The sequence below is a fragment of the Mesorhizobium sp. BR1-1-6 genome, from assembly GCF_020165355.1.
Taxonomy (GTDB): Bacteria; Pseudomonadota; Alphaproteobacteria; order Rhizobiales; family Rhizobiaceae; genus Mesorhizobium.
The window spans coordinates 162,297-188,351 of sequence record NZ_JAIUHZ010000004.1 but is presented as its reverse complement, the minus strand read 5'-3'; the positions used below and the strand labels follow the sequence as shown (position 1 = coordinate 188,351).

General features: G+C 64.6%; 30 protein-coding genes. 12 read left to right on the top strand and 18 right to left on the bottom strand.

The features are described from left to right. Positions 1-64 precede the first annotated feature (64 nt). Positions 65-526 (top strand): GNAT family N-acetyltransferase, encoded by a 462-nt coding sequence (locus tag LB545_RS10885; protein WP_140498002.1) that lies wholly within the window; start codon positions 65-67, stop codon positions 524-526. Between the two features lie 89 nt (positions 527-615). Here LB545_RS10885 and LB545_RS10880 read toward each other — a convergent pair whose 3' ends face one another. The 5 genes from LB545_RS10880 to LB545_RS10860 form a co-directional block, all read right to left on the bottom strand. Then, positions 616-2,388: a tetratricopeptide repeat protein gene (locus LB545_RS10880; RefSeq protein WP_140514774.1), complete on the bottom strand. Its 1,773-nt coding sequence runs from the start codon at positions 2,386-2,388 to the stop codon at positions 616-618. 159 nt (positions 2,389-2,547) lie between these two features. Then, positions 2,548-3,015 (bottom strand): DUF1284 domain-containing protein, encoded by a 468-nt coding sequence (locus LB545_RS10875; RefSeq protein ID WP_140497994.1) that lies wholly within the window; start codon positions 3,013-3,015, stop codon positions 2,548-2,550. An 8-nt stretch (positions 3,016-3,023) separates the two neighbouring features. Next, positions 3,024-3,605, bottom strand: coding sequence for a biotin transporter BioY (locus LB545_RS10870; RefSeq protein WP_140497991.1), 582 nt, complete (start codon positions 3,603-3,605; stop codon positions 3,024-3,026). A 105-nt stretch (positions 3,606-3,710) separates the two neighbouring features. Next, positions 3,711-4,379 carry a GntR family transcriptional regulator gene (locus tag LB545_RS10865; RefSeq protein WP_140497988.1) on the bottom strand — a complete coding sequence of 223 codons (669 nt, stop codon included), beginning with the start codon at positions 4,377-4,379 and terminating at the stop codon, positions 3,711-3,713. Positions 4,380-4,485: 106 nt separating this feature from the next. Further along, positions 4,486-5,502 carry a polyprenyl synthetase family protein gene (locus LB545_RS10860; protein WP_140497986.1) on the bottom strand — a complete coding sequence of 339 codons (1,017 nt, stop codon included), beginning with the start codon at positions 5,500-5,502 and terminating at the stop codon, positions 4,486-4,488. 165 nt (positions 5,503-5,667) lie between these two features. On the opposite strand from LB545_RS10860, the gene LB545_RS10855 reads away from it, so the two are divergent. The 7 genes from LB545_RS10855 to LB545_RS10825 all read left to right on the top strand — a co-directional run bounded on the left by LB545_RS10855 (position 5,668) and on the right by LB545_RS10825 (position 10,004). Beyond that, complete coding sequence (locus LB545_RS10855; protein WP_135901951.1) at positions 5,668-5,892, top strand: DUF2007 domain-containing protein; 225 nt, start codon at positions 5,668-5,670, stop codon at positions 5,890-5,892. Next, on the top strand, positions 5,892-6,692 hold the full coding sequence (locus tag LB545_RS10850) for a methyltransferase (RefSeq protein WP_224705010.1): 801 nt from the start codon (positions 5,892-5,894) through the stop codon (positions 6,690-6,692). The genes LB545_RS10855 and LB545_RS10850 overlap by 1 nt, the downstream gene beginning before the upstream one ends. An 87-nt stretch (positions 6,693-6,779) precedes the next feature. Then, positions 6,780-7,643, top strand: coding sequence for a S49 family peptidase (locus LB545_RS10845; protein WP_224705008.1), 864 nt, complete (start codon positions 6,780-6,782; stop codon positions 7,641-7,643). Positions 7,644-7,780: 137 nt separating this feature from the next. Beyond that, positions 7,781-7,966, top strand: coding sequence for a hypothetical protein (locus LB545_RS10840; protein WP_140497980.1), 186 nt, complete (start codon positions 7,781-7,783; stop codon positions 7,964-7,966). A 50-nt stretch (positions 7,967-8,016) separates the two neighbouring features. Continuing rightward, positions 8,017-8,895 carry a 4-(cytidine 5'-diphospho)-2-C-methyl-D-erythritol kinase gene (locus tag LB545_RS10835; protein WP_224705007.1) on the top strand — a complete coding sequence of 293 codons (879 nt, stop codon included), beginning with the start codon at positions 8,017-8,019 and terminating at the stop codon, positions 8,893-8,895. Continuing rightward, positions 8,882-9,436, top strand: a complete 555-nt coding sequence (gene moaB / locus LB545_RS10830; RefSeq protein ID WP_140564282.1) for a molybdenum cofactor biosynthesis protein B — start codon at positions 8,882-8,884, stop codon at positions 9,434-9,436. Before LB545_RS10835 ends, moaB begins: the two co-directional genes overlap by 14 nt. A gap of 142 nt (positions 9,437-9,578) precedes the next feature. Then, positions 9,579-10,004, top strand: a complete 426-nt coding sequence (locus LB545_RS10825; protein WP_224705006.1) for a GFA family protein — start codon at positions 9,579-9,581, stop codon at positions 10,002-10,004. A gap of 148 nt (positions 10,005-10,152) precedes the next feature. Here the strand turns inward: LB545_RS10825 and LB545_RS10820 are convergent, their stop codons facing one another. Next, positions 10,153-10,674: a glycosyltransferase gene (locus LB545_RS10820; protein WP_224705082.1), complete on the bottom strand. Its 522-nt coding sequence runs from the start codon at positions 10,672-10,674 to the stop codon at positions 10,153-10,155. A gap of 150 nt (positions 10,675-10,824) precedes the next feature. Here LB545_RS10820 and LB545_RS10815 point away from each other — a divergent pair, with 150 nt between their 5' ends. Together LB545_RS10815 and LB545_RS10810 are read left to right on the top strand one after the other, a co-directional pair. Further along, positions 10,825-11,979: a PA0069 family radical SAM protein gene (locus LB545_RS10815; RefSeq protein ID WP_140514951.1), complete on the top strand. Its 1,155-nt coding sequence runs from the start codon at positions 10,825-10,827 to the stop codon at positions 11,977-11,979. Between the two features lie 142 nt (positions 11,980-12,121). Continuing rightward, the gene (locus LB545_RS10810) at positions 12,122-12,817 is read left to right on the top strand and encodes a ribonuclease HII (protein WP_140514759.1); all 696 of its coding nucleotides are present in this window, start codon (positions 12,122-12,124) and stop codon (positions 12,815-12,817) included. A 321-nt stretch (positions 12,818-13,138) separates the two neighbouring features. Here LB545_RS10810 and LB545_RS10805 read toward each other — a convergent pair whose 3' ends face one another. The 7 genes from LB545_RS10805 to LB545_RS10775 form a co-directional block, all read right to left on the bottom strand. Further along, the gene (locus tag LB545_RS10805) at positions 13,139-13,630 is read right to left on the bottom strand and encodes a F0F1 ATP synthase subunit B (protein ID WP_140514758.1); all 492 of its coding nucleotides are present in this window, start codon (positions 13,628-13,630) and stop codon (positions 13,139-13,141) included. Positions 13,631-13,640: 10 nt separating this feature from the next. Further along, positions 13,641-14,240 (bottom strand): F0F1 ATP synthase subunit B, encoded by a 600-nt coding sequence (locus tag LB545_RS10800; protein ID WP_140497966.1) that lies wholly within the window; start codon positions 14,238-14,240, stop codon positions 13,641-13,643. A gap of 94 nt (positions 14,241-14,334) precedes the next feature. Further along, on the bottom strand, positions 14,335-14,559 hold the full coding sequence (locus tag LB545_RS10795) for a F0F1 ATP synthase subunit C (protein ID WP_140497964.1): 225 nt from the start codon (positions 14,557-14,559) through the stop codon (positions 14,335-14,337). Between the two features lie 84 nt (positions 14,560-14,643). After that, a complete protein-coding gene (locus LB545_RS10790; protein ID WP_140497962.1) occupies positions 14,644-15,402 on the bottom strand; it encodes a F0F1 ATP synthase subunit A in 759 nt (252 codons plus the stop codon). Between the two features lie 87 nt (positions 15,403-15,489). Further along, positions 15,490-15,888 (bottom strand): AtpZ/AtpI family protein, encoded by a 399-nt coding sequence (locus LB545_RS10785; protein ID WP_140498124.1) that lies wholly within the window; start codon positions 15,886-15,888, stop codon positions 15,490-15,492. A gap of 256 nt (positions 15,889-16,144) precedes the next feature. Then, positions 16,145-17,326: a cell wall hydrolase gene (locus LB545_RS10780; RefSeq protein WP_140671794.1), complete on the bottom strand. Its 1,182-nt coding sequence runs from the start codon at positions 17,324-17,326 to the stop codon at positions 16,145-16,147. 100 nt (positions 17,327-17,426) lie between these two features. Next, positions 17,427-18,755: an MFS transporter gene (locus LB545_RS10775; protein WP_140781608.1), complete on the bottom strand. Its 1,329-nt coding sequence runs from the start codon at positions 18,753-18,755 to the stop codon at positions 17,427-17,429. A gap of 116 nt (positions 18,756-18,871) precedes the next feature. On the opposite strand from LB545_RS10775, the gene LB545_RS10770 reads away from it, so the two are divergent. Next, the gene (locus LB545_RS10770; RefSeq protein ID WP_140497956.1) at positions 18,872-19,792 is read left to right on the top strand and encodes a LysR substrate-binding domain-containing protein; all 921 of its coding nucleotides are present in this window, start codon (positions 18,872-18,874) and stop codon (positions 19,790-19,792) included. 74 nt (positions 19,793-19,866) lie between these two features. On the opposite strand, the gene der is transcribed toward LB545_RS10770, so the two are convergent. After that, positions 19,867-21,300, bottom strand: a complete 1,434-nt coding sequence (der, locus tag LB545_RS10765; protein WP_140497954.1) for a ribosome biogenesis GTPase Der — start codon at positions 21,298-21,300, stop codon at positions 19,867-19,869. Positions 21,301-21,303: 3 nt separating this feature from the next. Then, on the bottom strand, positions 21,304-21,969 hold the full coding sequence (locus LB545_RS10760; RefSeq protein ID WP_140514747.1) for a tetratricopeptide repeat protein: 666 nt from the start codon (positions 21,967-21,969) through the stop codon (positions 21,304-21,306). A 190-nt stretch (positions 21,970-22,159) separates the two neighbouring features. Between LB545_RS10760 and LB545_RS10755 the strand changes: the two genes are divergently transcribed. Next, positions 22,160-23,173, top strand: coding sequence for a polysaccharide deacetylase family protein (locus LB545_RS10755; RefSeq protein WP_140818474.1), 1,014 nt, complete (start codon positions 22,160-22,162; stop codon positions 23,171-23,173). Positions 23,174-23,209: 36 nt separating this feature from the next. Here the strand turns inward: LB545_RS10755 and sbmA are convergent, their stop codons facing one another. The 3 genes from sbmA to LB545_RS10740 form a co-directional block, all read right to left on the bottom strand. Continuing rightward, complete coding sequence (sbmA, locus tag LB545_RS10750) at positions 23,210-24,469, bottom strand: peptide antibiotic transporter SbmA (RefSeq protein ID WP_140497950.1); 1,260 nt, start codon at positions 24,467-24,469, stop codon at positions 23,210-23,212. A gap of 115 nt (positions 24,470-24,584) precedes the next feature. Continuing rightward, positions 24,585-25,745 carry a YbfB/YjiJ family MFS transporter gene (locus LB545_RS10745; protein ID WP_140818325.1) on the bottom strand — a complete coding sequence of 387 codons (1,161 nt, stop codon included), beginning with the start codon at positions 25,743-25,745 and terminating at the stop codon, positions 24,585-24,587. A 76-nt stretch (positions 25,746-25,821) separates the two neighbouring features. Then, on the bottom strand, positions 25,822-26,022 hold the full coding sequence (locus tag LB545_RS10740; protein WP_140520836.1) for a hypothetical protein: 201 nt from the start codon (positions 26,020-26,022) through the stop codon (positions 25,822-25,824). Positions 26,023-26,055 lie beyond the last annotated feature (33 nt).

The following is a 26,055-nucleotide window of genomic DNA, read 5'->3' as shown; positions in this document are numbered from 1 at the left end:
GGCGATGAGCACGTGCCTTCTGGTGAACGCTCACAACTCCGTCTCGCCAGACAACAGGTCAGCCATGCCCAACTCCATCACCGTCCGCCCGGTCACGCGCCAGGATTTCGCGCAATGGCTGCCGCTGTGGGACGGCTACAACGCGTTTTACGGGCGCTCGGGCGAGACGGCGCTGGCAAGCGAGATCACCGCCATGACATGGTCGCGCTTCTTCGACGCCTATGAGCCGGTGCATGCGCTGGTTGCCGAAAGTGAAGGACGGCTCGTCGGCCTCGTGCACTACCTCTTCCACCGCAGCACCACGGCGGTCGCGCCGAACTGCTATCTGCAGGATCTTTTCACCGACGAGACCTTGCGCGGCAAGGGCATCGGCCGGGCTCTCATCGAGGGCGTCTACGAGCGGGCGCAGGCGGCCGGTTCGGGCCGGGTCTACTGGCTGACGCACGAGACCAATCACACCGCCATGAAGCTCTACGACAGGATCGGCGAACGCTCGGGCTTCGTCGTCTACCGCAAGCTGTTCTGACACGGCTGCCAACGAAAACGGAGCCCGACAAGGGCCCCGTTCGCGAGCAACATCATTTCATCTTAGCCCTTCGGCGCAGCCGGTGCCGGTTAGCCCTTCGGCGCAGCCGGTGCCGGCTTGACCTTGGGGGTTTCCTGCGCCGTGTTGGACTCGATCGGCGGCAGTCCCTTCATCAGCTTCTGCTGCAAGGCGGCAAGCACGTCGGGATCCGGCTTCAGGTCGCGCGCCTGGTTCCACTGGAAGGTGGCTTCCAGCTTGCGGCCGACGCGCCAATAGGCGTCGCCGAGATGGTCGTTCAGCACCGGATCTTCCGGCTTCAGCGACACCGCGCGTTCCATTTCGCGCACCGCGTCATCGTACCTGCCGAGGCGGAAATAGGCCCAGCCCAGCGAGTCGACGATGTAACCGTCGCTCGGCCTGAGATCGACGGCCTTCTGTATCATCGCCAGGCCTTCCTTCAGGTTCATATTCATGTCGACCCAGGAATAGCCGAGATAGTTCAGCACCTGCGGCTGGTCGGGCTGCAATTCCAGCGCCTTGCGGAAATTCGGCTCGGCCTTCGGCCATTCCTTCAGCCGCTCATAGGCGATGCCCCGCTGGTAGAAGATATTCCAGTTGGCGGCGGTCGGCGTCTTCAGCGCCTCGACGGCCTTGTCGTAGAGATTGGCGGCGGAACGGAAATCCTCCTTCGACGAATAGACCCCACCAAGCGCCAGATAGGCGCGCATGTCGTTGGGATGCTTATCGACGAAGGCCTTCAGATGCGTGATCGCCTCGTCATGGCGATCGAGATCGGCCAGGTTGAGGCCAAGCTGTAAGTCCGAAAGCTCCTTCAGCGGCGAGGTATCCGGTATCCGTCGGTAGAGCGCGATGGCCCCCTCGCCGTCCTTCAGCTGTTCGGAAACGGCGGCAAGCTGCACCAGGGCGGCATCGCTGTCGGGTTTCAGCGCCAGCGCATATTGCAGATAGAGCCTGACGAAAGGCTCACCGCCGCCGCGATTGAGCGCGGTTGCCAGATCGAGCAATATCTCGGAGGCGCCGTCGGATGGGCCGGCTATGAAGGGCGGAATCTTGTCGCCCTTGCTGATCCTGTCGCGCAAGGCGACAATTTCCAGCTTGCCCGGCGAAAACGCCTCGGCCTGATCGAGCACCGATACCGCCTTGGCCGTGTCGCCCTTGCGGGCCAGGAACGAGGCATAGGCCTGCGCATTGCGCATCCATGTTTCGGGAGCCGCGCTGCCGGCGGCGGTGTCCTGCATGGTCGCGGCATAGATCGCGTCGGCCTTCTCAGGCATGTTGGACGCGTCGGCGATCAGCGCGCGGTGGAAGGATTTGAACAGGCCGAACCAGTCCGGCCCCTGCAGCTTGTCGATGGATGCCATCGCCTCGCTGGGGTCGCCGGCGCCCTCTTGGGCCCAGCCGGACATGACGCCGGAGATCAGCCGGTCGAGATCGGATTCCAGCGACAGCTTCAACCAATACTGCGCCTTGGAAAAATCCTTCTTGTGGAAGGAATCGACCGCCAGCGCCAGGCGCGAGAACCGTTCGACGTCGGGAACTTCCTTGAGCTTGTCGGCATAGACAAGGGATTCGTCGAAGCGGCCTTGCGCGATCAGCGACAGCATCAGGCTCTGCTGCAGGCCCGTATCGCTTGGATCGAAGGCCAGGGCCTGCTTGTAGTAGGCAATGGCATTATCCAGGTCGTTGTCACCCTCGGCGATCCGGGCAGCCAGATAGGCTCCCGAGAAAGATGTGATCTTCACCGGTTCGGTGGTCTGCTTGGCATAGGCCGGCAGCGCCGAAATCGCCATGCCCGTCACAAGTGCCAGCCTTGTCAGCCAGCGCGCACGTCCCTGCTGCATCGTATCCCTTTCAGCCAGGCGCCATCTCCGCGTCAGCGGGATCGACGTAGATTCGATCTTTCGGAGAAAAGCATGGCCTTTTTGGGGTCACGCTTCAATCCGCCTCGAATTCACAATCGGGTCACCCGATTAACAAACCATGCCGGCAAAGAACGGCTTTCAGCCCGAAACCGGCGCATCGGCGTCAGGAGTGCCCGGAAGACCGGAGGGCCGCAGGCGCGCGCCCTGATATCCGCCTGACGCCACCGCGCTGCACAGGCCGCTCCATTCACAGCCTCGGCAGGCCTCGCGCGTGAGGCCGGCCGAGAAGGCCTGCCGCATCCGCGCCAGCATGTCCGCACCGGGATCGAGGCGCGCACCGGCCCGGATTGGTCGCCCGAGCAAGGCGCCGGCATCGTGGGCGGCAAGCCGGTCCCGCTCGGCGGCGCTGTCCCGCAGGCAATGTGGCTCCTGTTCATCCAGCAACGGTGCGCAGATGTCGTCCGGGCCGGACACGACCAGTATGTCCTCGCCCCGGCCAAGGCGCTGCGCGATACCGTCGTAGTTGGCCGTGAATGCGGGGCTGTATCCCTTGCCCACATAGGTGAGCAGGCAAAGGAGGTGATGAGCGCGCAGCCTTATCGTCACGGCTGGCGCTATTTCGCCTTGCCGCGCGGGAGCGCCATCAGCGTGGCGGCGCCAAGCGCCGACTTGAGCAGGCCACCGAGGACAAACGGCAGGAAGCCGAAGGCAACAGCCTTCTCGGCGCCGATGATGACGGCGAGCCACGCCGTGCCAAGGGCTAGGCACAGCAGGTTGCCGAGCAGCATGGCGGCAAAGGCAAGCACGACCCTGCCGCCGTTCCAACCGCGCTCCGCCAGCCAGCCGACCAGTGCGCCGACAACCGGGAAGGCGAAGAGATAGCCGCCCGTCGGGCCAATAAAATGTTGTACGCCGGCAGCCCCGCCGGCCAGAACCGGGAAGCCGACCGCACCCTCGGCCAGCCAGGCGGCGATGGTGATCGCGCCCAGCCGCCAGCCGTAGAGCGCGCCGACCAGCGTCACGGCAAAGGTCTGCATCGTCACCGGAACCGGCACCATCGGCACCTCGATGTAGGAGGACAGCGCCAGGAACAGGGTACCGAGCACGACGGCGCCCGCCTGCCAGCCGAGCGATCGCTCCTGAAGCCGGAGCGGGCTGAAGGACGGTTTTGCGGACGAGAACGCGATGTCGGTCATAGGGGCTCCCTTGGTCGATCCAAAATTATAGATAATTTTTGCCTTCGATCTATTATCGAAGCCACAATTTTCGGACGATGGCAAGGCACGCCTTGCGCAAGGCGGTTAGCCCACGATCGCGAAGGCCTCTCGCGTGGTGCCGGAGGCTGTCCTGACCGGCTTGCGGCCAATCCATTGCACGTGCCGCCCCAATGTCGCCGCGGCCGATTCGGTGTTGCCCTGCCGCAAGGCGGCCAATATCGCCCGGTGGTCCTGGTCGGTACGGGTCTCCCATTCCGAGCGCCATGCGGCGAACAGGAAACGGGCGCTTGCGGCGTGCAGGTCATCGATGGTGGCGAGAAGACGCGACATGCCGCATGGCGTCAGGATCAACCGGTGAAAGGCGCGGTTGGCTTCTTCCCACGACCTGACGTCCCGGGATTTGTCGCCGGCCTTGCTGGCCTCCTCGGCCCGATCGAGAATAGCGGAGGTCAGATGCGGCGCCGCGTGGCGCAGCGCCAGCACTTCGAGCGCCGCCCGCATTTCGGCGACCTCCTTGACCTCGCCGAGGTCGAAAGCCGCCACGCGCACGCCGCGGCGCGGTTCGCTGACGGCGAGGCCTTGCGCCTCGAGGCGGCGAAAGGCCTCGCGCACGGGCACATGGCTGGTGTTAAACTCCTCGGCGACATGGTCCTGCCGCAACCGGGCGCCCGGCTCGATCGCGCCCGAGATGATGCGATCCGCCAGAACCTTGCCGATGCGCACCGCGATGGTGTCGTCCGTGCCCTTTGCCATGTTTTATAGATAATTTGCAGCCGGGCAGCTTGTCGAGGCGGCGGAGAAGGATTCACGGATTTCTCCCCAGCACGAGCCAGAGGAGAGCTGCGTGAAAGGCAGCGGCTCAGTTCACCCGGCTGATGCAGAAGTCGATGACGTCGATCAGCGCCGATTTCTGCGGCGTCGCCTCCAGCGGCGCCAGCGCGTCGCGGGCGATCTCGCCGAAATGACGGGCGCGCCCGATCGTGTCGGCGATCGCGCCGTGGTGGGTCATCAGCCCGATCGCCTTTCCGAGGCCGGCGTCATCGGTGACATTGTCCTCGATGGCCCGCTTCCAGAAGGTGCGCTCGGCCTTGCTGCCGCGCCGGTAGGCGAGAATGACCGGCAGCGTCACCTTGCCCTCGCGAAAATCGTCGCCGACATTCTTGCCCAGATCCTTGCTGGTGCCGCCATAGTCCAGCGCATCGTCGATCAGCTGGAAGGCGAGCCCGAGATTCATGCCGTAGGAGCGCAAGGCGGCGCGGTCGTTGCGCGTCGCCTGGGCGATGACGGGGCCGACCTCGGCGGCAGCCGAGAAAAGGGCCGCGGTCTTGGCCTTGATGACGGCGAAATGCTCGTCCTCGGTGGTCTCCAGGTTCTTGGCGGCGGCAAGCTGCATGACCTCGCCCTCGGCGATGATCGAGGCCGCGCTCGACAGGATGTCGAGCGCCTCCAGCGAACCGACATCGACCATCATGCGGAATGCCTGGCCAAGCAGGAAGTCGCCGACCAGCACGCTCGCCTGGTTGCCCCAGATCATGCGGGCCGTCTTCTTGCCGCGTCGCATGCCGCTCTCGTCGACGACGTCGTCGTGGAGCAGCGTCGCCGTGTGCATGAACTCGACCGATGTGGCGAGCTTGACGTGGCCCTCGCCGGCATAGCCGAACATCTGTGCGGCGGCGAGCGTCAGCATTGGCCTGAGCCGCTTGCCGCCCGACGAGATCAAGTGGTTGGCGACCTCCGGGATCATCTCGACATCGGATCCGGCCTTCGACAGGATCAATTCGTTGACGCGCCCCATGTCGGCCGCCGTCAGGTCGATCAGATCCTTGATGGAGGCGGGTTCCCGCTTTCCGTTTTCGATGTTGAGAACGACACCCACGACAAACTCTCCCGTCTGATGTAACGCGTGCGACGGCACCCTTAGTTCCGTTACGGACTCTAGGGCGGCGAACGCGGCCACGGCAAGTGGCGAATTGGCGCGGCTTCTCTGGTTTCGGGCCTCGCATGCGTTTACATGAACGCGGCAAACTGAGAGTTTCGTCAGATGATAGAGCTCATTCGCACCAACGACGCGGTCATCATCTCCTTCGTCGAATCGCTGATGCGCGATGCCGGCATCGGCTGCTTCGTGGCCGACCAGAATATGAGCGTGCTCGACGGCTCGCTCGGCATCCTGCCGCGGCGCGTCATGGTCGACGCCGACAAGGCCGACGCGGCGCGGCGCATCCTGACGGATGCCGGCATCGCCAACGAGATCCGCCAAAAATAATGTCCGCCGCGCCAGCCGCCCTCGCCCCGGACACGCCAGCCCACACGGTCGATGCCTTCCATCGCGGCCGGTTCTGGCTGGTGCAGCCCAAGCATGGCGGCCATCGCGCCGGCATGGACGCCATGATGCTGGCGGCTGCCGTGCCGTCCTCCTTCGGCGGGCGTCTCGCCGATTTCGGCGCCGGCGCCGGTGCCGCGGCACTTGCCGTTCTGGCGCGCTGCCCGACGGCCCGGGCCGTGCTGGTCGAACGCGCGCCGGAAATGGCGGCTTTCGCCGCGGCCACGCTCGCGCATCCCGGCAACGCTCACCTCGTCGACCGCGCTTCGGTGCTCGTCGCCAATGTCGCGCTTTCGGGCCGCGCCAGGACGGCGGCCGGCCTCGGCGACAATGATTTCGATTTCGTCATCATGAATCCGCCCTTCAACGCCGCGCAGGACCGCGCCACGCCCGAGCGCTTGAGAAAGGAAGCGCATGTCATGGAGGACGGGCTGTTAGAGGGCTGGATCCGCAGTGCCGCAGCAGTGGTCAGGCCGCGCGGCGGGCTTGCCGTCATCGCGCGGCCCGAGCAACTCGGTTCGCTTCTCGATGCGATCGCGGGCCGTTTCGGCGACGCCGAGATGCTGGCCGTGCATCCCCGTCCCGATGCCACGGCGATCCGCATCATCGTCAGGGCAACGTTCGGGGCGCGCGGCAAACTCGCCATCCGGCCGCCGTTGATGCTTCACGCGCAGACGGGCGACGGCCCGTCGGAACGGACGGAGATGATCAACAACGGCCTCGCCTCCCTGTTCGGAGATTGAACACAAACTGGCCGCGATGGCCGCGGCATTGCCGTTGGCCTTGAAATTCCTACATGCTGGCAACCCATCGAGCGGAGATCGACCTCAGTGAAACGCCTTTTCAACCGCCTGCTGCCGAAATCCTGGCGTTCCACGGTCGTCACCATTCCGGTTATCCGGTTGCACGGCACCATCCTGGCGGGCGGCGGCCCGTTCCGTCCCAGCCTGTCGCTTGCCTCCACCGCCGGGCTGATCGAAAAGGCGTTTTCCTTCGATGCGCCTGCCATCGCCGTCTCCATCAATTCGCCCGGCGGCTCGCCGGTGCAGTCGCGGCTGATCTTCAAGCGTATCCGCGACCTGGCGATCGAGAAGAACAGAAAGGTGCTGGTCTTCGTCGAGGACGTCGCTGCCTCGGGCGGCTACATGATCGCGGTCGCCGGCGACGAGATTTTCGCCGACCCGTCGTCCATCGTCGGCTCGATCGGCGTGGTGTCGGCCTCGTTCGGCTTCCCGGAGCTGATGAAGAAGATCGGCGTCGAGCGCCGCGTCCACACGGCAGGGCAGAACAAGTCGGTGCTTGATCCATTCAAGCCCGAGAAAAAGGAAGACATCGAACGGCTGAAGGCGCTGCAGCTCGAAGTGCACGAAACCTTCATCGATCTGGTCAAGGAGCGGCGCGGCACCAAGCTCAAGGACGATCCCGACCTGTTCACGGGCCTGTTCTGGACCGGCAAGCGCGGCCTGGAGCTTGGGCTTGTCGATGCGCTCGGCGACATGCGATCCGTGCTCAAGACGCGGTTCGGGGCGAAAACCCAACTCAAGCTGATCTCGGCGCCGCGCGGTTTGTTCGGCCGCTTCGGGCTGTTCGGCTCGAGCAAGGGATTTTCGGCGCCCGATATTGCCGCCGCTGCCGCCGGGGGCGTGATCGATGCGGCGCAAGAGCGCGCTTTGTGGGCGCGCTTCGGGCTTTGAAAACCCGGCAAAACCGTCTAGCATGAACCTCGAAGTTCCATGCATGTCGTTTTTCTCCAGAAACCGCCTTTGGACGACATGCGCCAATCGACCCGACCGGCCGCCCTTCGCCGGCCCAGCGTGGGAGGAGTTTTGATATGCCGCAGATCATTTTCTTCGCCGTCGTCGGGATCGCCGCTTATTTTGGCTACCGCACCTTCATCCGCGAGGCCGAGCGCGTAACCGCCAAGGTGCGGCGCACCGAAAAGCAGACGGCAAACGGCGCGATGGGGACGCTGGTGAAGGATCCGAAGACCGGCGAGTACCGGCTGGCCAAGGACTGATCCTCATTTCACTCGCAATCGAGAGCCTGGAATCCGGCCGGCGCGTCCGGATGTGGCCGGCGCCCGCCAAGATAAACCTCGCTCTGCATGTCACCGGCAGGCGCGATGACGGGTATCATCTGATCGAAAGCCTGGCGGTGTTCACGCGCTTTGGCGACAGGATCGAGATCGAGCTTGCCGAGCGAGACGATTTCAGCGTGTCCGGCCGCTATGCGCCGGATGTTCCTCTCGACGGCAGCAATCTGGTGCTCAGGGCGCGTGACGCGCTGCGGCAGGCGGCCGGTCCTCGCGGCACGCCGCCGGTCTCCATCAAGCTCGAAAAGAACCTGCCCGTCGCTTCCGGCGTCGGCGGCGGGTCGAGCGATGCGGCAGCAGTTCTGCGCGGGCTTGCGGCAAGCTGGCAACTCGACATCGACGATGCCGCGCTGGCGCGGATCGGGCTTTCGCTCGGCGCCGACATTCCCATGTGTCTGGCAGCCAGGCCGCTGATTGCACGCGGCATCGGCGAGGAGTTGTCGATCGTGCCGGATTTCTCGGCGCTCGGACTGGTGCTGGTCAATCCCGGCAAGGCGGTCTCGACAACCGACGTGTTCAACGCGCTGTCGCGGCGCGACAATGAAGCGCTTCCGCCGCTGCCGCGCGTGGTCGACTTCCACAGCCTGCGCAACTGGCTGGAGATTACGCGCAACGACCTTGAGCCGGCGGCCCGCGCCATCGAGCCCGCCATCGGCAAGGCACTTTCGGTGCTGAACAAGGCCGGGGCCGGTTTTGCCCGCATGTCGGGTTCCGGCGCCACCTGCTTCGGCCTGTTCGAGACCGGCAACGTCGCCAAGCGCGCGGCCGCCGACATCCGTGCCCGGCAACCCGACTGGTTCGTCGCCGCGACGCGCAGCATGACGGCGGAGGCAGATGCCCATGGCCAGGACTGACGAGAGCCGTTCCTTCATTCCGGTCCGCATCGCGGTGCTGACCGTTTCCGACACGCGCAGCCTTGCCGACGACAGGTCCGGCCAGACGCTGGCCGACCGCATCGCGGAAGCCGGCCACATCCTTGCCGCCCGCGATATCGTCACCGACGATGGAGACAAGATCCGCAACAAGGTGCTCGGCTGGTCGAAGGATGATGGGATCGATGTGGTCATCACCACCGGCGGCACCGGCTTCACCGGGCGCGACGTGACGCCGGACGCGCTGGAGCCGATCTTCGAAAAGCGCATGGATGGTTTTTCCGAGGTGTTCCACCGCATTTCCTACGACAAGATCGGCACCTCCACGATCCAGAGCCGGGCGACCGGCGGCGTCGTCAACGCCACCTTCGTCTTCGTGCTGCCGGGCTCGCCCGGCGCCTGCAAGGATGCCTGGGACGGCATCTTGAAGGCGCAGCTCGACTACCGGCACATGCCCTGCAACTTCGTCGAGATCATGCCGCGCCTGGACGAGCACCTGCGGCGCGGCATGTCGGCTCCGTGAAAGCCGAGGCAAGGCGCTGGTTTCACGCCGCGTTTGCCAGGCAGAACACCGCCTTCGCCTTCGAAAGACCATTCCAAACCGGATGCGGCAGGACGTATCGTCTCGCGGCGGCGGCCATCGCCGTTGAAGACGGGCGGACGCGATGACAGTGCATAATGGCGGGTGCCATTGCGGCAACATACGCCTTCGATTTTCAACCGAGCTCGATCCATCGAAAATCGAGGTTCGCGCCTGCCAGTGCTCGTTCTGTACCAAGCATGGCTCGCGCGCCGTCGCCGATCCGGACGGCAGGCTGATCATCTGGGTCAAGGACATCCAGCGATTGAAGAAATACCGTTTTGGATTGGGGACGGCCGACTACCTGATCTGCGGTGAATGCGGTGTCTATACCGCCGCAATCGCCGGAGAGGACGATGCCAGGGCAATCGTCATCATCAACGCCCTGGACGATCAAAGGTCGTTCAGTCAGGAACCGATCCCGGTCGACTACGACGCGGAAAGCAAGGCAGAGCGTCAAGCCAGACGTCGTCTTCGCTGGATGCCTGTGGAGATGCGTTTTAGCGAATGACCGGCTCGCCGTGGAAGCGCCGGCGCGAGGACCGCGAGACACCGAAACCACTTCCATCATCAGCCGCGGCCGGCGCGCCGCCACCCGCGTGATCGGAAACTAGCTGCGCGTCACATGTGCAACGCACGTAGACAGAGCAGCTGCAAAATCATTTGGACGGGCGGTGCTCTTGTTTTGCCGGAGCGGCCCAGATTTCGGCATCCAGCCGCTTGGTCGCCAGGCCGCGAGCGAGAGCCTCGGCGCTGCCGGCTGTTTTCGACAAGGATGTGGCCTGGCGCTTGCTGATCAGCAGCCCGTCGGCCAAGGCACGGTTTCCCGAGAAGATACGGGCCAGGAATGGCGCGCGGCCGGCGCGTGTGCGTGAAAACCGCGCCGCCATGGTTTGCCTCGTATGCGCAACGACCTCGTCGATCCATCCGTCGACCAGCCGCGCGCCCGGTTCCAGCAGCAACAGCCAATCGCCTTTCGCGTGCCGGATGGCCGCCGCGACACCGTCGGTCGCATACTGGCACCCGGCATGCTCGGCGACGCGATGAGTCTGGTCGGTGGAACCGGTGTCGCAGACGATGACCTCGCGCACCACGCCCTCGACCGCGCCGCCGATCAGCGTCGCCAGGGTGCGAGCGAGGCCCTCCTCGTCATTGTGGGTCTCTATGAGAACGGTGAGCATCATTTGCCGAATAGCGGAAAGCGGAACGCAGCGCCAGTTTTTGCGGCGCACCATAGAAAGTTCTTGCTTTGTTCTCGTTTGGCAAATAGGATTAAATTCATGAGCAGAGCGATTCGAAACAACATGGACAGTCCCTGGGAGCGGGCGAAGATGGAACCGATCATGCGCGCCGACATTGCCGCCTTCGGAGCAGGACGAGCCGAAATGGCCAATGCTATGATCGAGCAGAGCGGCATGCGCGTGCGTCCGGACCGCAACCGCGGCCGGTCGGCAGGCATCAACCCGTCCGGCCGGTTCGAGCCGGTCAGCCGGCATGTCTTCGACGATGGCTGGAACTCGCTGGAGGAACTGCCTCCCTTCAAGACCGAGGTGCAGGTCGAGAAGCCGCGTACCATAATCACCCGCAATGAATCGCCCGACATCTCCTTCGACCGCTCGATCAATCCCTATCGCGGCTGCGAGCATGGCTGCGTCTATTGCTTTGCGCGGCCGACGCACAGTTTCATGGGCCTGTCGCCGGGGCTGGATTTCGAATCCAAACTGTTCGCCAAGCCCGACGCGGCGCGCCTGCTCGACAAGGAACTGTCGAAGGACGGTTACCAGCCGCGAACCATCGCCATCGGCACCAATACCGATCCCTACCAGCCGATCGAGAAGCAGTACCGGATCATGCGCGAGATCCTCGAAGTGCTGGAGGCGCGCGGCCACCCGGTCGGCATCGTCACCAAATCCGCCCTGGTGACGCGCGATATCGACATCTTGTCACGCATGGCTGAACGGGGCCTCGCCAAGGTGGCGTTGTCGGTGACCACGCTCGACCGCATGCTGGCGCGCACCATGGAGCCACGCGCCTCGACGCCGGCCAAGCGGCTGGAGGCGATCAGGCAGCTTGCGGATGCCGGCATCCCTGCTTCGGTCATGGTGGCGCCGATCATCCCCGGGCTGACCGATCAGGAGATGGAACGCATCCTCGATTCGGCGCACCATGCCGGCGCACGCGAGGCGGGCTATGTCGTGCTGCGCCTGCCGCTCGAGGTCAGCCCGATCTTCAAGGACTGGCTGCTGCGCCACTATCCCGACCGCTATCGCCATGTGATGTCGCTGATCCGCTCGATGCGCGAGGGCAAGGATTACGATTCGGAATGGGGCAAGCGCATGAAGGGCGCGGGTCCTTACGCCTGGCAGATCGGCCGGCGCTTCGAAATCACCGCCAAGCGGCTCGGTCTCAATGCCGAGCGGCGCACGCTGCGGACCGACCAGTTCGTCGCCGCCGGCAAGGACCAGGAGCAGTTGATGCTGCTTTGAACGACCGCGGCTGTTTGCCGCCGTGGCGAAAAAATCCCGTCCGGCCTGCCCCGGCCTGCAGACGGTGCCCTCCCGGTCCGGCGCCCCACCCGACCCGGAGGGACTTGCGGAGAATCAGAGCCGATGCGAACCTCGCCGCAACATGGCTCGCGCGCGTTCTGATTCTCCGCCTCTCTTCGAAATCGTCGAGAAACCCGATTTCTCCTTCGAGACGAAGGCGATGGCCGAAGGCCTGTGGCCGGTCGCGGGGATGGACGAGGCCGGACGCGGCCCGCTGGCCGGACCGGTGGTGGCGGCTGCGGTCGTGCTCGACCCTGCCAACATCCCCGACGGCCTCGACGATTCCAAACGGCTCAGCCATTTGCAGCGCGAGGCGCTGTTCGTGCGCATCATCGGCTCCGCGCTCGGCGTGTCGATGGCCTCAGTCAGCGCCGAGGGCATTGACGGCAGCAACATCCTCAAGGCGAGCCTGGAGGCGATGCGCCGTGCGGTCGCCGGCCTGCCGGTGCAGCCGAAGCTCGCGCTTGCCGATGGGCGCGACGTGCCGCCGGGCCTGCCTTGCACGGGGCGCGCGCTGATCAAGGGCGACCAGCGCTCGCAATCCATAGCCGCCGCCTCGATCGTCGCCAAGGTGATGCGCGACCGCATGATGTGCGGCTGCGGCAGCCATCACCAGCACTACGGCTTCGAAGTGCATATGGGCTATGCCACGGTCCGCCATCGCACCGCGATCGAGACGCACGGGCCGGTGGCGCGGCTGCACCGCGTGTCGTTCGCGCCATTCAGGCTTGAAGGTGCCGAGGTGGTGGAAGAAGAGAGCTTCGCCGGGCTGGATTAGGGCGGCTCGATCTATCTTGCGTTGGTAGGATTGGCGAAAGCGGCGGTGACAGCCAATCTCCCCCCTCGTGGGAGAGATGTCCGGCAGGACAGAGGGGGGCGCTGTCCCTCCAGCCTATCAGTTAGTCTTGCCCAGGTTCCCTGCACTATCGGCACCCAATTCAGCTGATTTTGAATCGAGCGCTGGCGTTCCTTCGCGCCCCCCTCTGCCCTGCCGGGCATCTCCCCCACGAGAGGGGAGATCGGCAGCGTTGACCTCCGCGCCACAACAAAAAAGCCGCCGGGTTTCCCAGCGACTTTTTTCATTTCTGTTGTTTTCAGCTCAGTTCAGCTTCGCCTTCACATCGGCGAGCGAGGTCTTGAACAGGTCGGCTCCCGCCTTGGCGTCGATCTTGCCGGCGAGCAGCGTGCGAGCGGCTTCGACGGCGATGTCGACGGCGCTGGCGCGCACTTCGCCGATCGCCTCGCGCTCGGCCTGGCCGATCTTCTGTTCGGCAAGAGCGGTGCGCCGCGCGACGTAGTCCTCGGTCTTCTTGTGCGCCTCGGCGGCGAGCAGTTCGGCTTCGCGCTTGGCCGCGGCGACGATGTCTGCGGCCTCCTGCTCGGCTTCCTTGCGCTTGCGCTGGTATTGGCCAAGCAACTGCTGGGCCTCCTCGCGCAGCCTGCGCGCCTCGTCAAGCTCGCTGCTGATCCTGGCGGCGCGGGCATCGAGCGCCTTGGCGATCAGGCGGGGCACCTTGATGTAGATGGCGATACCCAAAAAGATGACCAGGGCGATCGTGGCCCAGAGCGTTGCAAGAGATGTGGCGTCCATGATGCGCTCCTCACCCGGCCACGGACTTGACCGCGGCCGCGATCTCGGCCTTGCTGGCCTTGCCGCCGACCAGCGCCTCGACGATCGCCGAGGCAGTGTCCTCGGCGATGCTGCCGACTTCCTTCATGGCGTTGGCCTTGATGGAAGAAATGCGCGCCTCGGCCTCGCCGAGCTTCTCGTCGAGCGCGGCCTCGATCTTCTTGCGCGCGGTCTCGGCTTCCGCCTTGGCCGCGTCATTGGCCTGCTGGCCGATGGCGTTGGCGTTCTTCTTGGCTTCCGCCAGCTCCTGCTCGTAAGCAGCAACGGCGGCGTCGGCCTCGCCCTTCAACTTCGCGGCCTGATCGAGATCCTGGCTGATACGGTCGTTGCGGACATCGATGATGCCGCCGACGCGCGGCACCACCACCCTCTTCAGGAAGAGGTAGAAGAGCCCGAACGTGATCGCCAGCCAAAGAAGCTGCGACGGAAACGTCGCCGGATCGAATGGCGGAAACATGCCATGAGCTTCGGCAGGCACGCTGGTGCCGGAATGCGTGTCGCCTTCCGTCGCAGCGTGGCCAGCCTCGGTGGCAGGCGCGGACTCTTGCGCAAAGGCAGATGTCACGAACATGGACTATCCCCTGATATCAGACCCGCCGCTCTCGCGGCCGGCCTGTCCAATCTTCCCATAGCTTAGCCAAATGGCGGCTCAGCCAAACAGGGGCTCAGCCGAACAGGGCCAGCAGCGCGATGAGAAGCGAGAAGATGCCCAGAGCTTCGGTCACGGCGAAGCCGAAGATCAGACGGCCGAACTGGCCATCGGCGGCCGACGGGTTGCGCAGCGCGCCCGAGAGATAGCTGCCGAAGATGTTGCCGAGGCCAATGCCCGCGCCGCCCATGCCGAGGCAAGCGATGCCGGCGCCGATGTACTTTGCTGCTTCTACGTCCATTTGTTCAACTCCTTTGGATCTGAAATTCCGTTGCGATTCCATTCCGGCGGCAATGTTGAAAACTCTTGCGCCGGAAATTTTTTATCAGTGCCCCGGGTGCAGGGCGTCGTTGAGATACATGCAGGTCAGCACCGCGAAGACATAGGCCTGAAGGAAGGCGACCAGCAGTTCGAGCGCGGTCAACGCCACGGCCATCGCCAGCGGCAGCACCGAGCCAGCGACGCCGACCGCGCCCAGCGCCGAGAGGCTGACGACGAAGCCGGAGAAGACCTTCAGCGTGATGTGCCCGGCGAGCATGTTGGCGAACAGACGAACCGAGAGGCTGACAGGGCGCGAGACGAAGGAGATCACTTCGATCAGCACCACCAGCGGCAGCAGGAACACCGGCACGCCTTGCGGCACGAACAGCTTGAGGAAACCAAGGCCGTGCTTGCCGAAACCGTAGACAATCACGGTGCCGATAACCAAGACGGCGAGGCCGAAGGTGACGATGATGTGGCTGGTGACGGTGAAGAAATACGGGAACAGGCCAAGCAGGTTGGCGACCAGCACGAACATGAACAGGGAAAACACGAAGGGAAAGAACTTCATGCCCTGCGTGCCGGCGGCGTCGCGCAACATGTTGCCGACGAATTCATAGGCCATTTCGGAGATCGATTGCAGCCGGCCGGGAACGAGGCTGCGGCTCGACGTCGTCAGAAACAGGAATGCCGCGGCAACGACCACGGTCGCGACCATGAACAGCGCCGAATTGGTAAAGGACAAGTCGTAGCCGCCGATATCGATCGGTATCAGCTTGTTGATATGGAACTGGTGGATCGGATCGACCTTGTCAGCTGCCACGTTCAAACCCCGTCAGTGCCGCATGCGGCCTTGTTACCATGCCGCCCGTCGAAAGGCGGCTATTTCCAAATGCCGCCTGAAGAGCGGTCACTTGCTGTCGTCGCGGCCAGAGCGCGATTTGTCGCCCTGTCCGAATTCCGCCACAACGCCTGCCGAACGCATGACATTGAGCACGCCCGCGCCAAAACCAAGCAGCAGAAACACGATCAGACCCCATGGCGATGTCCCCGCCAGACGGTCGATGATCCAGCCGATGGCGGCACCGACCACCACCCCGGCGATGAACTCGCTGGACAGCTTGAGTGCCTGACCGTACCCGGTCACTGGTTTCGCGTCTTTCCCCTCGAGCCGGTCCGGCCGTCTTGTCGCAAGCGATGCTTCAAGTTCACGCCGGCGGCGCTCAAGTTCGTCGTCGCGGATGGCGGCTTCGTGCTGCTTGCCGCGGCCGGTTTCTCCGGTCCCGCCTGGCCCAGTTTCATCGGCCATCGCAACCCCCCTGCCCGGGCAGACCGTCACCGTCCGTCCGCTTCTAAAGTCGCCGGCAACATAGTTAGAGGGTTTGCGCCCGTCAAGCCACGGGCGGAAGTTCGTTACCATGTATTTTATACAATGAAATCAATATAATAGAGAGGTGCGACATCGTGCCCGCCATGGCGGCGCGGACGCCTTGAGCGAATCCTCCGCGCGACGGCTCTTCGAGAGACCGCGCAGCCGCGCAAAAATATGGACGCCTATCGGGCGTTCAGCTCCAGCCGCCGCCATAGGTGCGGTAGAAGATATGCAGGCCGATCTTGGTCATCTTCTGCATCGTACGCGCCCAGTTGGGATGGACGTAATTGGCATAGTAATGGGTCGACGATCCGACTTCGGGAATGAAGACCTTGCCGGCGGTCACCGCCATGCCGACATCCTGCGCGGTCTTGTAGGCGACCGGGTTGTCGATGCGCTTCTTCCTGCCGTCGCAGGCGAAGGAGAACTGGCAACGGTTGAACCAGCTGTCGTTCTGGTAGACGACGCCGCAGATCGAATTGGGATAGGCCGGATTGCGGACACGGTTGAGGATGACCTGGGCGACGGCGGCCTGGCCGCGCACGGATTCGCCCCGCGCCTCGAAATAGATGCCGTTGGCCAGGCATTTTTGCTCGGGCTTGGAGAAGACGCTCGCCGGAAGTGGATTCTGGATCCACGAATGGTCGCCCTTGGCCATCGGCGGGATGAAACGGCCGCTGTTGGGCTCCTCGTCCTGGAGCAGGGCCTCGAAGGGCGACGCCTTGGCATAATCGGGCGCGGCCTGCGCATAGGCCGTCGCCAGCACATCCGGATGATCGTTGTTGACCAGGGCGGCAAGCATGGGCGACACGCCGGGATCCGGCTTCTTGTCCTCACGCGCGTGGAATGCCGCGGCGATCTGGATTTCCTTGCCTTTGATCTGGGGTTTGGCGAAAGCCATCTTCAGGCCGCTGTCCATGCTGGGCCGCAGCAGGGATGAGGTGCGCTCGAAGATCGAGCCGGCGTTGAAGTTCTTCGGCGGGGCGACGGGAGAGATCTGGACGATGCGGCCCTTCTTGTCGGCGCGCACGATGCGGTCCTCATCAGGCGTAGTGCTGACCTTGCCGCCCTTGCCGCGAAAGGAGACGGCGCCGACGCCGGGCAGGCGCACCCCCGATCCGGAGAGCGAACCCGTCACAGCGTCGTCGACAAACGGCATCTCGGCGGCATGGACCGATCCGGCGACGGATTTCTCGACATAGGAATTCCAGCGGGTCGGCGCCTCGAGGCCGGAAACGAGGCTCGTCATATCCTGGTAGGCGGAAACCGTCGGAAATCCGATCCAGATGCCGAGGCCGACGATGAAAGGTGCCACGAGGCTGCGTTTCTTCTCACCGGCGACGGCAACAAGGCGCGTCAAGACACGTCGATGCACGGAACTCTCTCCAGGAACGCTACTGACCCCACTGGAGAGCAAAATGATGCATTAACCTTGATGGGACGTTAACAGCTTCGATCGGGTTTTCCCGGTCGGCTCAGGCTCGTGGTTGCGAAGTGGGGCGGTTTTGCGGCGGGACGGACATGGAGGCCGGCCGCAGGAAGATGGGCCACGCGATCAACGCGCACGCCGCCGCCGACAACCAAACGCCGGGCCAGGACCAGAGATGCAAGAGCCCCGGAATGGCCACCGGAACCAGGAAGAAACCTATGAAAACGAAGCTGTTGGCCAGGCTGAGCGCGGTGCCGACATGGCCAGCGCCGGCAAGCGTGGCAAGCTCGGTGTAGGCGACGCCATGCCAGGCGGAGACCAGGATGCCTGCGACAATCAGCATCACGGGAAGCGTGGCCATCACGACGGGTTGGCCGCCTGATATGGTCGGGCTGGCCAGGACCAGCAGCCAGAGCAGCGTGAAGGCAAGCGCGCTGAGCGCACTGCACAGGCGCAGGAACGGCCGGCGGTTGCCGTGGCGGTCGGTGAAGCGGCCGCTCCAGACGCGCATCGCCATGGCGCCGGTCTGCACGGCGGCGAGGCTTGCGCTGGTGGCCAGGGTCCCCATGCCGGCGAAGTCGTGCAGGAAGACCGATGCGAAGGTGAGTACGGCCACTTGCGGAAAGCACAGCAGGCCGATGGCCGCTGCGATGCGCCAGACCTCGACATTGCGCAGCGGCGGGGGCCCGGCCAGAACGGTCGGCGCGGCCGAACCCTGCGTCGGCGGTTCGTGCAGCCAGCGCCAGGCGAAGAAGGCGGAGATCACGGAGAAGGCGGCGAGCAGGCCATAGACCGCCGCGAAGCCATGCCTGGCGGCAAGCGAGGGCAGGACAAGAGCGCCCAGCCCGCCGCCAAGCGGCACCGCCGTCTGCCGGATGCTCATGGCGAATCCGCGCTCGCCTTCGCGGAACCAGCCCATGATGGCGCGGCCGCTCGAACCGTTGACGCTGCCGCCGAGCAGGCCGGTGACGAGCAAGGCAGCGGCCAGGACATGAACGCCCGGCTCGCCGGACGAGGATGGAACGATGAGCAACGCCATCAGGAACAGCCACGCCGCCGTGGCGCCGAGCCCGGTCAAAAGCACACGGCGATCGCCCCAGCGATCGGTGAGCAGGCCCCAGGGCAGTTCGCTGAGCGCAACGCCCAGACCGAGAAGGCCAAGCGCCAGGCCGAGCTGAGCATTGCCGAGATGATAGCCCTGCCGCATCAGCACCGCGGTTGCCGGTATGCCGGAGAAAGTAGCGGAAAAACCGGCATTGGCGGCGACGCCGATGCCCAGCACCTTCCAGCGGTGGTTGGGCGCGAAGGTCCTGGAGCCGGAGCCTTCGGCCCGTGGCGTCGACTGACAATCGGTGCGGGTGACGGTGGCGGACATGGTTTCATTCCCGTTTGCGGCCCGGTGACCGGCCTTGACGGCGCATGTCTATCGCCATAGCTTTGTCCATAAAATCAGGAAGTTTTTGACGCACAATCCTAAAAAACGGGATTATCATGCGACGCGTGACATTCGACCTCGACGTCCTCAGAAGCTTCGTCACCGGAATGGAGCTTGGCAGCTTCGCCAAGGCGGCCGACCGGCTTGGCCGCTCGACCTCGGCGGTCAGCGCGCAGTTGAAGAAGCTGGAAGAGCAGGCGGCGACGCCGATCTTCCGCAAGTCGGGACGCGGGCTGGCGCTGACGGAAGCCGGCGAGACCATGCTCGGCTATGCGCGGCGGCTGGTCGAGCTCAATGACGAGGCGGCAGCCGCCATCCATGATGTCGAGCTGGAAGGCTGGGTGCGGCTCGGCCTGCAGGAGGATTTTGGCGAGGCGGTGCTACCTGACGTGCTCGGCCGCTTCGCCCGTGCCCATCCCAAAGTCAAGATCGAGGCCCGCATCGCGCGCAGCCATGAGCTCGCGGAGCGGATCATCTCGGGCAGCCTGGACATCGCACTTGCCTGGCACAGCGGCGCGACGCTGCCATACAGCCAGCATGTCGCCGACGTGCAGATGCGCTGGATCGGCCCGGCAAAGCGCATCGAGACCAGCCTGCGCCATGGCGAGCCGCTGCCGCTGGTGGCGCTGGAAGCACCTTGCCTGTTGCGCACGGTCGCAACCGAAACGCTCGACCGCGCCGGCCTGCCCTGGCGTATGGCCTTCTCCAGCCCGAGCCTTGGTGGCATCTGGGCGGCTGTTGCAGCCGGGCTCGGGCTGACGATCCGCACCGACATCGGCCTGCCGGCCAGCGTCAGCGCGATGACGCCGGAGATTGCCGGTCTGCCGGCGCTGCCCAGGATGACGCTGTTCCTGCACCGCAGGGATGCCGAACCCGAACCGGTGGCCGCCCGCCTCGCCGATATCCTGCTGGAAGCGGCGCGGCAGGCACTACCGGAGGGCGCGCGGACGGATGAGAACCTGCTGAAGGTCGCCTAGGCCCTGGTCGCAACCCCTCTTCGTCATTCCAGGGTCTACACCGCGTCGAAGGGTTGGCACCCTTCCCCCGGACGTCAGCGCTTCTTGGCCCTGCCGGCAAAGGGATTGTCCGAAGTCCTCAACGCCATGCGGATCGGTACGCCCGGCATGTCGAAGGCTTCGCGCAGGCTGTTGGTGAGATAGCGGACATAGGATTGCGGCATCGCATCCGGGCGCGAGCACGAGACGACGAAGCCCGGCGGGCGCGTCTTGGCCTGCGTGACATATTTGACCTTCAGCCGGCGACCGGCAACCGCGGGCGGCGGATGATGCGCAAGAATGCCTTCCAGCCAGCGATTGAGCCTGCCGGTCGAGACGCGGCTGTTCCAGACCTTGTGCGTGCGGATGACGGCTTCCATGAGCTTGTCGAGGCCCCGTCCGGTCTCGGCCGAAACCGTCACCGCCTGCATGCCGCGCGCCTGCGGCAAAAGCCGTTCGGTCTTTTCGCGCAGTTCGGCCAAGAGTTCCTGCGGATTGTCGATCAGGTCCCATTTGTTGAAGGCGATCACCGGCGCGCGGCCCTCGCGGATGATCAGGTCGGCGATCTGGAGATCCTGCTTCTCGAACGGGATGGTGGCGTCGAGCACGATGATGACGATCTCGGCGAAGCGGATGGCGCGCAGGCCATCCTGCACCGACATGACCTCGAGCTTTTCATGGATCCTGGCCTTGCGGCGCATGCCGGCGGTGTCGAACAATTTTATACGGCGGCCGCGCCAGTCCCAATCGACCGAGATGGAATCGCGGGTGATGCCGGCTTCCGGTCCGGTCAAAAGCCGCTCCTCGCCGATCAGCGCGTTGATCAGCGTCGACTTGCCGGCATTGGGGCGGCCGACGACGGCAATGCGCATCGGCTTGGTGTCGTCATAGGCCGGCACCTCGTCGGCGTCGGGATCGGCGATATCCTCGCCGATCAGCACCTCGCTGGAGGCGATCTCCTCGTCGTCGTCCTCATCTTCGCCAAAGGCTCTCGCCTCGCCAAGTGCGGCGATCACCGCGTCGCGCAGGTCGGGCATGCCTTGGCCGTGTTCGGCCGAGACCGGAACCGGCTCGCCAAGCCCGAGCTCCCAGGCCTCCAGCATGCCGCCCTGCGCGCCCTTCGCCTCGGCCTTGTTGGCGACCAGCACGACCGGCTTGCCGGATTTGCGCACGATCTCGGCAAAGGTCCGGTCGTCCGGCAACAGGCCGGATTTGGCGTCGACGGTGAAGAAGATCAGGTCGGCCTCACGGATAGCGATCTCGGTCTGCGCACGCATGCGGCCGGGCAGCGTCGAGGCGGCGGCGTCCTCGAAACCCGCAGTGTCGATGACGTCGAAATGCAGGTCGTAAAGCTTTGCCGCATGGACGCGGCGGTCGCGGGTGACGCCCGGCGTGTCATCGACAAGCGCCAGCTTCCTTCCCACCAGCCGATTGAAAAGAGTCGATTTGCCGACGTTAGGCCGGCCAATGATGGCGACTTTGAAGCTCATATGTCACGACGCGCTGCCCGAGCCGCGGATCAGCTCGGACATCAGGGTCGCCCGTTCACGGGTGTTGCGCGGGGCACCGTCATCGGCGGCGATCTGGTCGAACAGCTTCAGCGCATCCTGGGTCTTGCCTTCCTTCCAGGCGGCCAGCCCGAGCGCCTCGCGCGCGGTGTGGCGCAGCGTGTTGGTGTCCGAGGTCAGGGCCTCGACGCGGCTCGACACATCGGCGAAGGAGCCGTGATCGACCAGCAGCAGCGCCGCCCTCAACCGCGCCATGTCGCGAATGCCCTGGGGAATGGCGGCGTCGGCCGCCACCTCGTCGAAATCCTTGACGGCTGCGTCGACATCGCCCTTGTCGGCCTTGACGGTGGCCGCGCGCATGCGGGCGAGCAGCGGATAGGCGCCGTAGCCATCCTTCTCCAATTGATCGAGCGCGGCCAGCGCCTCGTCGTTCTTGCCGTCATTGGCCAGCTTCAACGCTTGCGAGAAGGCATCGCCCGAACGGTTGGCGCGGGTCTCGTCCCAGTAGCGGTAGCCGACGAAGGCGGCGGTGCCGAGCACGACCAGCACCGCGACCACAAGCAGGGCCGGGCCGAAACGGTCCCACAGCTTCTGCGCCTGTTCGCGACGGATCTCGTCGTTGACTTCACGGATAAAACTGTCGTCGGACATCAATAAAACCATTCCTGCCCCGGGCCGGAGCGTTCGCGAGCCCGCGTTTTAGCGAAATTTTGCCGGCATGGAAGGGGTTCGACCGGAAAATCACCTATTCGCGGGGCAAACGGACGAAAAGGCCACCGCACCCACGCCACATTTGCGCTATAGCGGGGCCAAAACCGCCGGGGGTCAGTAGCTGTTGCCAATATCCTTTTCGTCTCGCGTTGCCGCGTTCTGTCTCGCTTCGCTTGCCACGGCCGGTGCGGCTTTCGCCGATCCACCCGGCTCGCGGGCGCCTTTGCCGGCAAGGCCGAAGCAGGTCGTCATCATCTCCTTCGACAGCGCCCGCGACATCTCGCAATGGAAGCGCAGCCGGGCGCTGGCGAAGCGCACCGGAGCGCATTTCACCTATTTCCTCTCCTGTGTCTTCCTGCTGTCATCGGAAACGCGCAGCCAATACACCGCGCCGGGCAAGACATCGGGCAAATCCAACATCGGCTTCGCCGCCTCGACGCAGGAAGTGAGCCAGCGGCTGGAGCAGATCGGGCTTGCGGCATCGGAAGGCCATGACATCGCCAGTCATGGCTGCGGCCATTTCGACGGCAAGGGCTGGAGCAAGGCCGACTGGCTGAAGGAGTTCGCCTCGTTCGAGCACATCCTCGAAAACGCCTATGCGATCAACGGCATCGAGCCCGAGCCGACCGGCTGGCGCGATTTCGCGCGGCATGCGGTGGTTGGCTTCCGCGCGCCCTATCTGTCGACGAGCAAGGCGCTCTACGAGGCGCTGCCCGCCGCCGGTTACCGGTTCGACGCCAGCGGCGTCTCGCGCGGCCCGGTCCAGCCGCCGACCACCGCCGGCCTCGCGCGCTTTTCACTGCCGCAGATCCCGGAAGGACCGAAATCGCGGCCGGTTATCGCCATGGACTACAATCTCTATGTCAGGCATTCCGGCGGCTTCGAGCGGCCGAGCAAGGCAGGCGAGTTCGCGGACCGCACCTACCGGGCTTTCCGCGCCGCCTTCGAGGATCAATACCGGGGCAAGCGCGTTCCGCTGCAACTCGGCTTCCATTTCGCGCTGATGAATGACGGCGCCTACTGGAACGCGCTGGAGCGTTTTGCCGGCGAGGTCTGCGTCAAATCAGACGTCGAATGCATCAGTTTTCGCGATTATATCTCGCGGCAGGGTGCTGGCCAGAAGCAGGCTTCCGTCGGCGGCTGAGCCGCCGACCCGTTTCGCACCCAGGTCTTTCCTGACTTAAGCGGGATCCTCGGCGCCTTGCCGCGCCAGATAGCGCTGGTCGATTTCCGGCAGCGGCTCGCCCTGCAGCGTCGCCTCGAAGGCGCGCAGGCGCTTATGCACCGATTGCAGTTCGACGATGGTCGACCAGGAGGTGAGCAGGAACTGCAAGGAACCCGTCACCTTGCCGAATGCATTCGAAATCTGGTTCAGCGCGCCGAACGTTATCTTGTGGGCGACCAGCGACGGCCCGAGGATCAGCAGCGAGAAAATATTGTCGGCCTGCAGGTAGGTGTACCGGACGACATTGAAATAGATGTAGTGGAAATACAGCCGGAAATAATTGTGGCGAACATTGGCGAACAGCGCGGCGGTGGTGGCGGGCTGGGCCCGGTCGGCATGATCCTCGCCGTAAACGAGCTCCTTGCGGTAGGCCGCCTCCACGCGCTGGTTGCGGAACTGCAGCCCTGGAAGCTTCATGCCGGCGATCATGACCGAAATCGTTCCGAACAGACACCAGGCCAGTGCCGCGACCACCAATGGCTGGGGGATCGCGCCGATGATCGGCAACTCGGTTATATGGGCCTGCAACTGGATCATGACCGGCAGGAAGGCGATCAGCGTCATGATCGACTGGACGAAGCTGGAACCCAGATCTTCCATGATCTGGGAAAACCGCATCGTGTCCTCCTGGATACGTTGCGAGGCGCCCTCGATGTGGCGCAGCCTGCCCCAGTTCTCGACGAAATAGTTGTTCATCGCCGTGCGCCAGCGGAAGATCCAGTGGCTGACGATGAAGGCGTTGACCACCTGCACGTTCATGCCGACCAGCGCAAGCCACGAGAAATCGGCCAGCCCAATGTAGAATTCGGCGTTGGTCGATTTTCCGGTGCCCGACATCAGCCCCTGCACATAGTCGAAAAAGGGCCCGTACCAGGCATTGACGGCGACGCTGACCTGCACATTGAAATAGATGAAGAACAGGATGACCGCCGTCATCAGGATAGACCAGCGTTGCCACGGATGCGGCGAATACCAGCTCCAGAACGCATAGAAAGCGACCACGCAGAACGCGAAGTAGATGTAGAACCAGAGAAACGGCTTCGAGACGAGGACGGCGATGCCGATAATGGGCGGTGCACCGGCTGCTGCCGGCGGCAGGCCGAAGACGGCGCCCAGTTGCTCACCCCCGAAAAACCAGAACAGGATCGCCGCAAGGCTCCAGACGGCGGCCGAAGAGAAAAACAGCTTCGGCTGCGGGAAGAAGGATACGAACACTGTGGCGAATTCCTCGATTTTTGCGCAAATCAGCTGGGTTCAGCAGGCATAAAGTCACACATTAGGGGGAAAGAAAATGCCCATGCCCGATGCCCGGCACCGAGCAAACCCACAATCATGGCGATTTTGGCGCGGCCGACCATATGATGACGCCGGAGGCGACCAGAACGGCCGCGGCGGCGATCGAGGCAAGGAAGAAATCGCCCGACGCCTGCGCCAGGAGCCCGGCGGCAATCGGGCCGATGATCTGGCCAAGACCGAACGAAGCCGTCATCAAGGCGAAGGTCCGCCGGGGGGCCTGTGGCGCCAGTTGCCGCGCGGTCTGCAGGCCAAGCGCGGTGATGGCTATGAACGTGCCGCCAACGAGCAGGCCGCCGAGCAGCGGCCCGGTGCGCCCGCCTACCGCGACGCTTGCGACAATGCCGACGACCTCGACGAAACATCCCAGCGCATAGGTCGCGTATAGGCCGATCCGCGCCGATATCTTCTGCCAGAGCCAGACCGAGGGAAAGCCGGCAAGACCGGTGACCATCCAGACCACCGCCTCGAACACGCGTCCGCCGCCGCCTTGCCGGACAATGGCGACCAGGAAGGTCGCCGTCACCACGTAGCCGAAGCCGAACAAGCCGTAAGCGACGATCACCTTGGTCAGCGAGCGGTCCTTTGGCAGCGCCGGCTCGCGGCCGGTATCGCCGCTGGCCAGCGGACCGCTGTCCACCAGCAGCGCCACCACGATGAAGCCACAAGCCGAGATCGCCGCCGACCACAGCCAGCCCGCCGCCCAGCCGGCATGTTCGCTGACCAGGACCGCCATCAGCACCGAGGAAACGGCGATGCCGAGGCCGACGCCGCCGAAATGCCACGCCTGCAGATCGTTGCGGCCGGCCGCGGCAAGATGGCTGAAAACAATGCTGGCCAGGAACACCATGACGAAGGCGCTGGCCAGGCCTGCAAGAAAGCGGATGACGAGAAAGGCGGCGATCGTATCCGACAAGCCCATCAGCGCGGCAAGCAAGGCGCTGGCGCCGAGGCCGGCCAGCATCAGCAGGCGCTCGCGTCCATGCGCCCAGCCGCCCGCCGCGGCGAAGGCGCCGGCGAGGTAGCCGAGATAATTGGCTGACGCGATCCAGCCCGCATCGGCCGCCGACAGATGGAGTTCTTCCATCATGCCGGGCAGGATCGGCGTATAGACGAAACGACCAATGCCCATGGCGACAGCCATGGCGATCATGCCGGCGAAAGCGAACCGCAGCGCTGTTGAGGTGGCGGATGTCATCGCGGTGCACAATAAGTGCGAAGACCGGCGACACAACGCGCTTGCGTTGGGCCAGACGCCGGACCGTCAGCACCAATCAGCGGCAGCCCGCTTGCGCCGTCTCGTGGGCGGTGCGTCGCGCCGTCAGCCGGAACGGCATGTCGCCGAGCTCACGCTCCGACATGGCGTCGAGCACGGGATGCGCAAGCGGATCGGCCAGCCAGGCGACCATTTCGCAGCCGTCTGGCGGCTCGTGCACAGGGAATACTATCTTGAGCGACGATAACAGCCTCAACATGTCAGCCTCCGCAGGCCTGTCCCGTGAATAAAG

What these genes read in the sequence shown, in the direction of transcription:
- LB545_RS10795 (WP_140497964.1), bottom strand. Translation starts at nt 14,559, where the DNA reads ATGGACGTAGAAGCAGCAAAGTACATCGGCGCCGGCATCGCTTGCCTC.
- LB545_RS10880 (WP_140514774.1), bottom strand. Translation starts at nt 2,388, where the DNA reads ATGCAGCAGGGACGTGCGCGCTGGCTGACAAGGCTGGCACTTGTGACG.
- LB545_RS10760 (WP_140514747.1), bottom strand. Translation starts at nt 21,969, where the DNA reads ATGTCCGACGACAGTTTTATCCGTGAAGTCAACGACGAGATCCGTCGC.
- LB545_RS10870 (WP_140497991.1), bottom strand. Translation starts at nt 3,605, where the DNA reads ATGACCGACATCGCGTTCTCGTCCGCAAAACCGTCCTTCAGCCCGCTC.
- LB545_RS10835 (WP_224705007.1), top strand. Translation starts at nt 8,017, where the DNA reads ATGTGGCCGGCGCCCGCCAAGATAAACCTCGCTCTGCATGTCACCGGC.
- LB545_RS10815 (WP_140514951.1), top strand. Translation starts at nt 10,825, where the DNA reads ATGGAACCGATCATGCGCGCCGACATTGCCGCCTTCGGAGCAGGACGA.
- LB545_RS10865 (WP_140497988.1), bottom strand. Translation starts at nt 4,379, where the DNA reads ATGGCAAAGGGCACGGACGACACCATCGCGGTGCGCATCGGCAAGGTT.
- LB545_RS10850 (WP_224705010.1), top strand. Translation starts at nt 5,892, where the DNA reads ATGTCCGCCGCGCCAGCCGCCCTCGCCCCGGACACGCCAGCCCACACG.
- LB545_RS10805 (WP_140514758.1), bottom strand. Translation starts at nt 13,630, where the DNA reads ATGGACGCCACATCTCTTGCAACGCTCTGGGCCACGATCGCCCTGGTC.
- LB545_RS10855 (WP_135901951.1), top strand. Translation starts at nt 5,668, where the DNA reads ATGATAGAGCTCATTCGCACCAACGACGCGGTCATCATCTCCTTCGTC.
- LB545_RS10810 (WP_140514759.1), top strand. Translation starts at nt 12,122, where the DNA reads ATGGCTCGCGCGCGTTCTGATTCTCCGCCTCTCTTCGAAATCGTCGAG.
- LB545_RS10885 (WP_140498002.1), top strand. Translation starts at nt 65, where the DNA reads ATGCCCAACTCCATCACCGTCCGCCCGGTCACGCGCCAGGATTTCGCG.
- LB545_RS10775 (WP_140781608.1), bottom strand. Translation starts at nt 18,755, where the DNA reads ATGTCCGCCACCGTCACCCGCACCGATTGTCAGTCGACGCCACGGGCC.
- LB545_RS10825 (WP_224705006.1), top strand. Translation starts at nt 9,579, where the DNA reads ATGACAGTGCATAATGGCGGGTGCCATTGCGGCAACATACGCCTTCGA.
- LB545_RS10745 (WP_140818325.1), bottom strand. Translation starts at nt 25,745, where the DNA reads ATGACATCCGCCACCTCAACAGCGCTGCGGTTCGCTTTCGCCGGCATG.
- LB545_RS10800 (WP_140497966.1), bottom strand. Translation starts at nt 14,240, where the DNA reads ATGTTCGTGACATCTGCCTTTGCGCAAGAGTCCGCGCCTGCCACCGAG.
- LB545_RS10770 (WP_140497956.1), top strand. Translation starts at nt 18,872, where the DNA reads ATGCGACGCGTGACATTCGACCTCGACGTCCTCAGAAGCTTCGTCACC.
- LB545_RS10740 (WP_140520836.1), bottom strand. Translation starts at nt 26,022, where the DNA reads ATGTTGAGGCTGTTATCGTCGCTCAAGATAGTATTCCCTGTGCACGAG.
- der (WP_140497954.1), bottom strand. Translation starts at nt 21,300, where the DNA reads ATGAGCTTCAAAGTCGCCATCATTGGCCGGCCTAACGTCGGCAAATCG.
- LB545_RS10785 (WP_140498124.1), bottom strand. Translation starts at nt 15,888, where the DNA reads ATGGCCGATGAAACTGGGCCAGGCGGGACCGGAGAAACCGGCCGCGGC.
- LB545_RS10820 (WP_224705082.1), bottom strand. Translation starts at nt 10,674, where the DNA reads ATGCTCACCGTTCTCATAGAGACCCACAATGACGAGGAGGGCCTCGCT.
- LB545_RS10840 (WP_140497980.1), top strand. Translation starts at nt 7,781, where the DNA reads ATGCCGCAGATCATTTTCTTCGCCGTCGTCGGGATCGCCGCTTATTTT.
- moaB (WP_140564282.1), top strand. Translation starts at nt 8,882, where the DNA reads ATGGCCAGGACTGACGAGAGCCGTTCCTTCATTCCGGTCCGCATCGCG.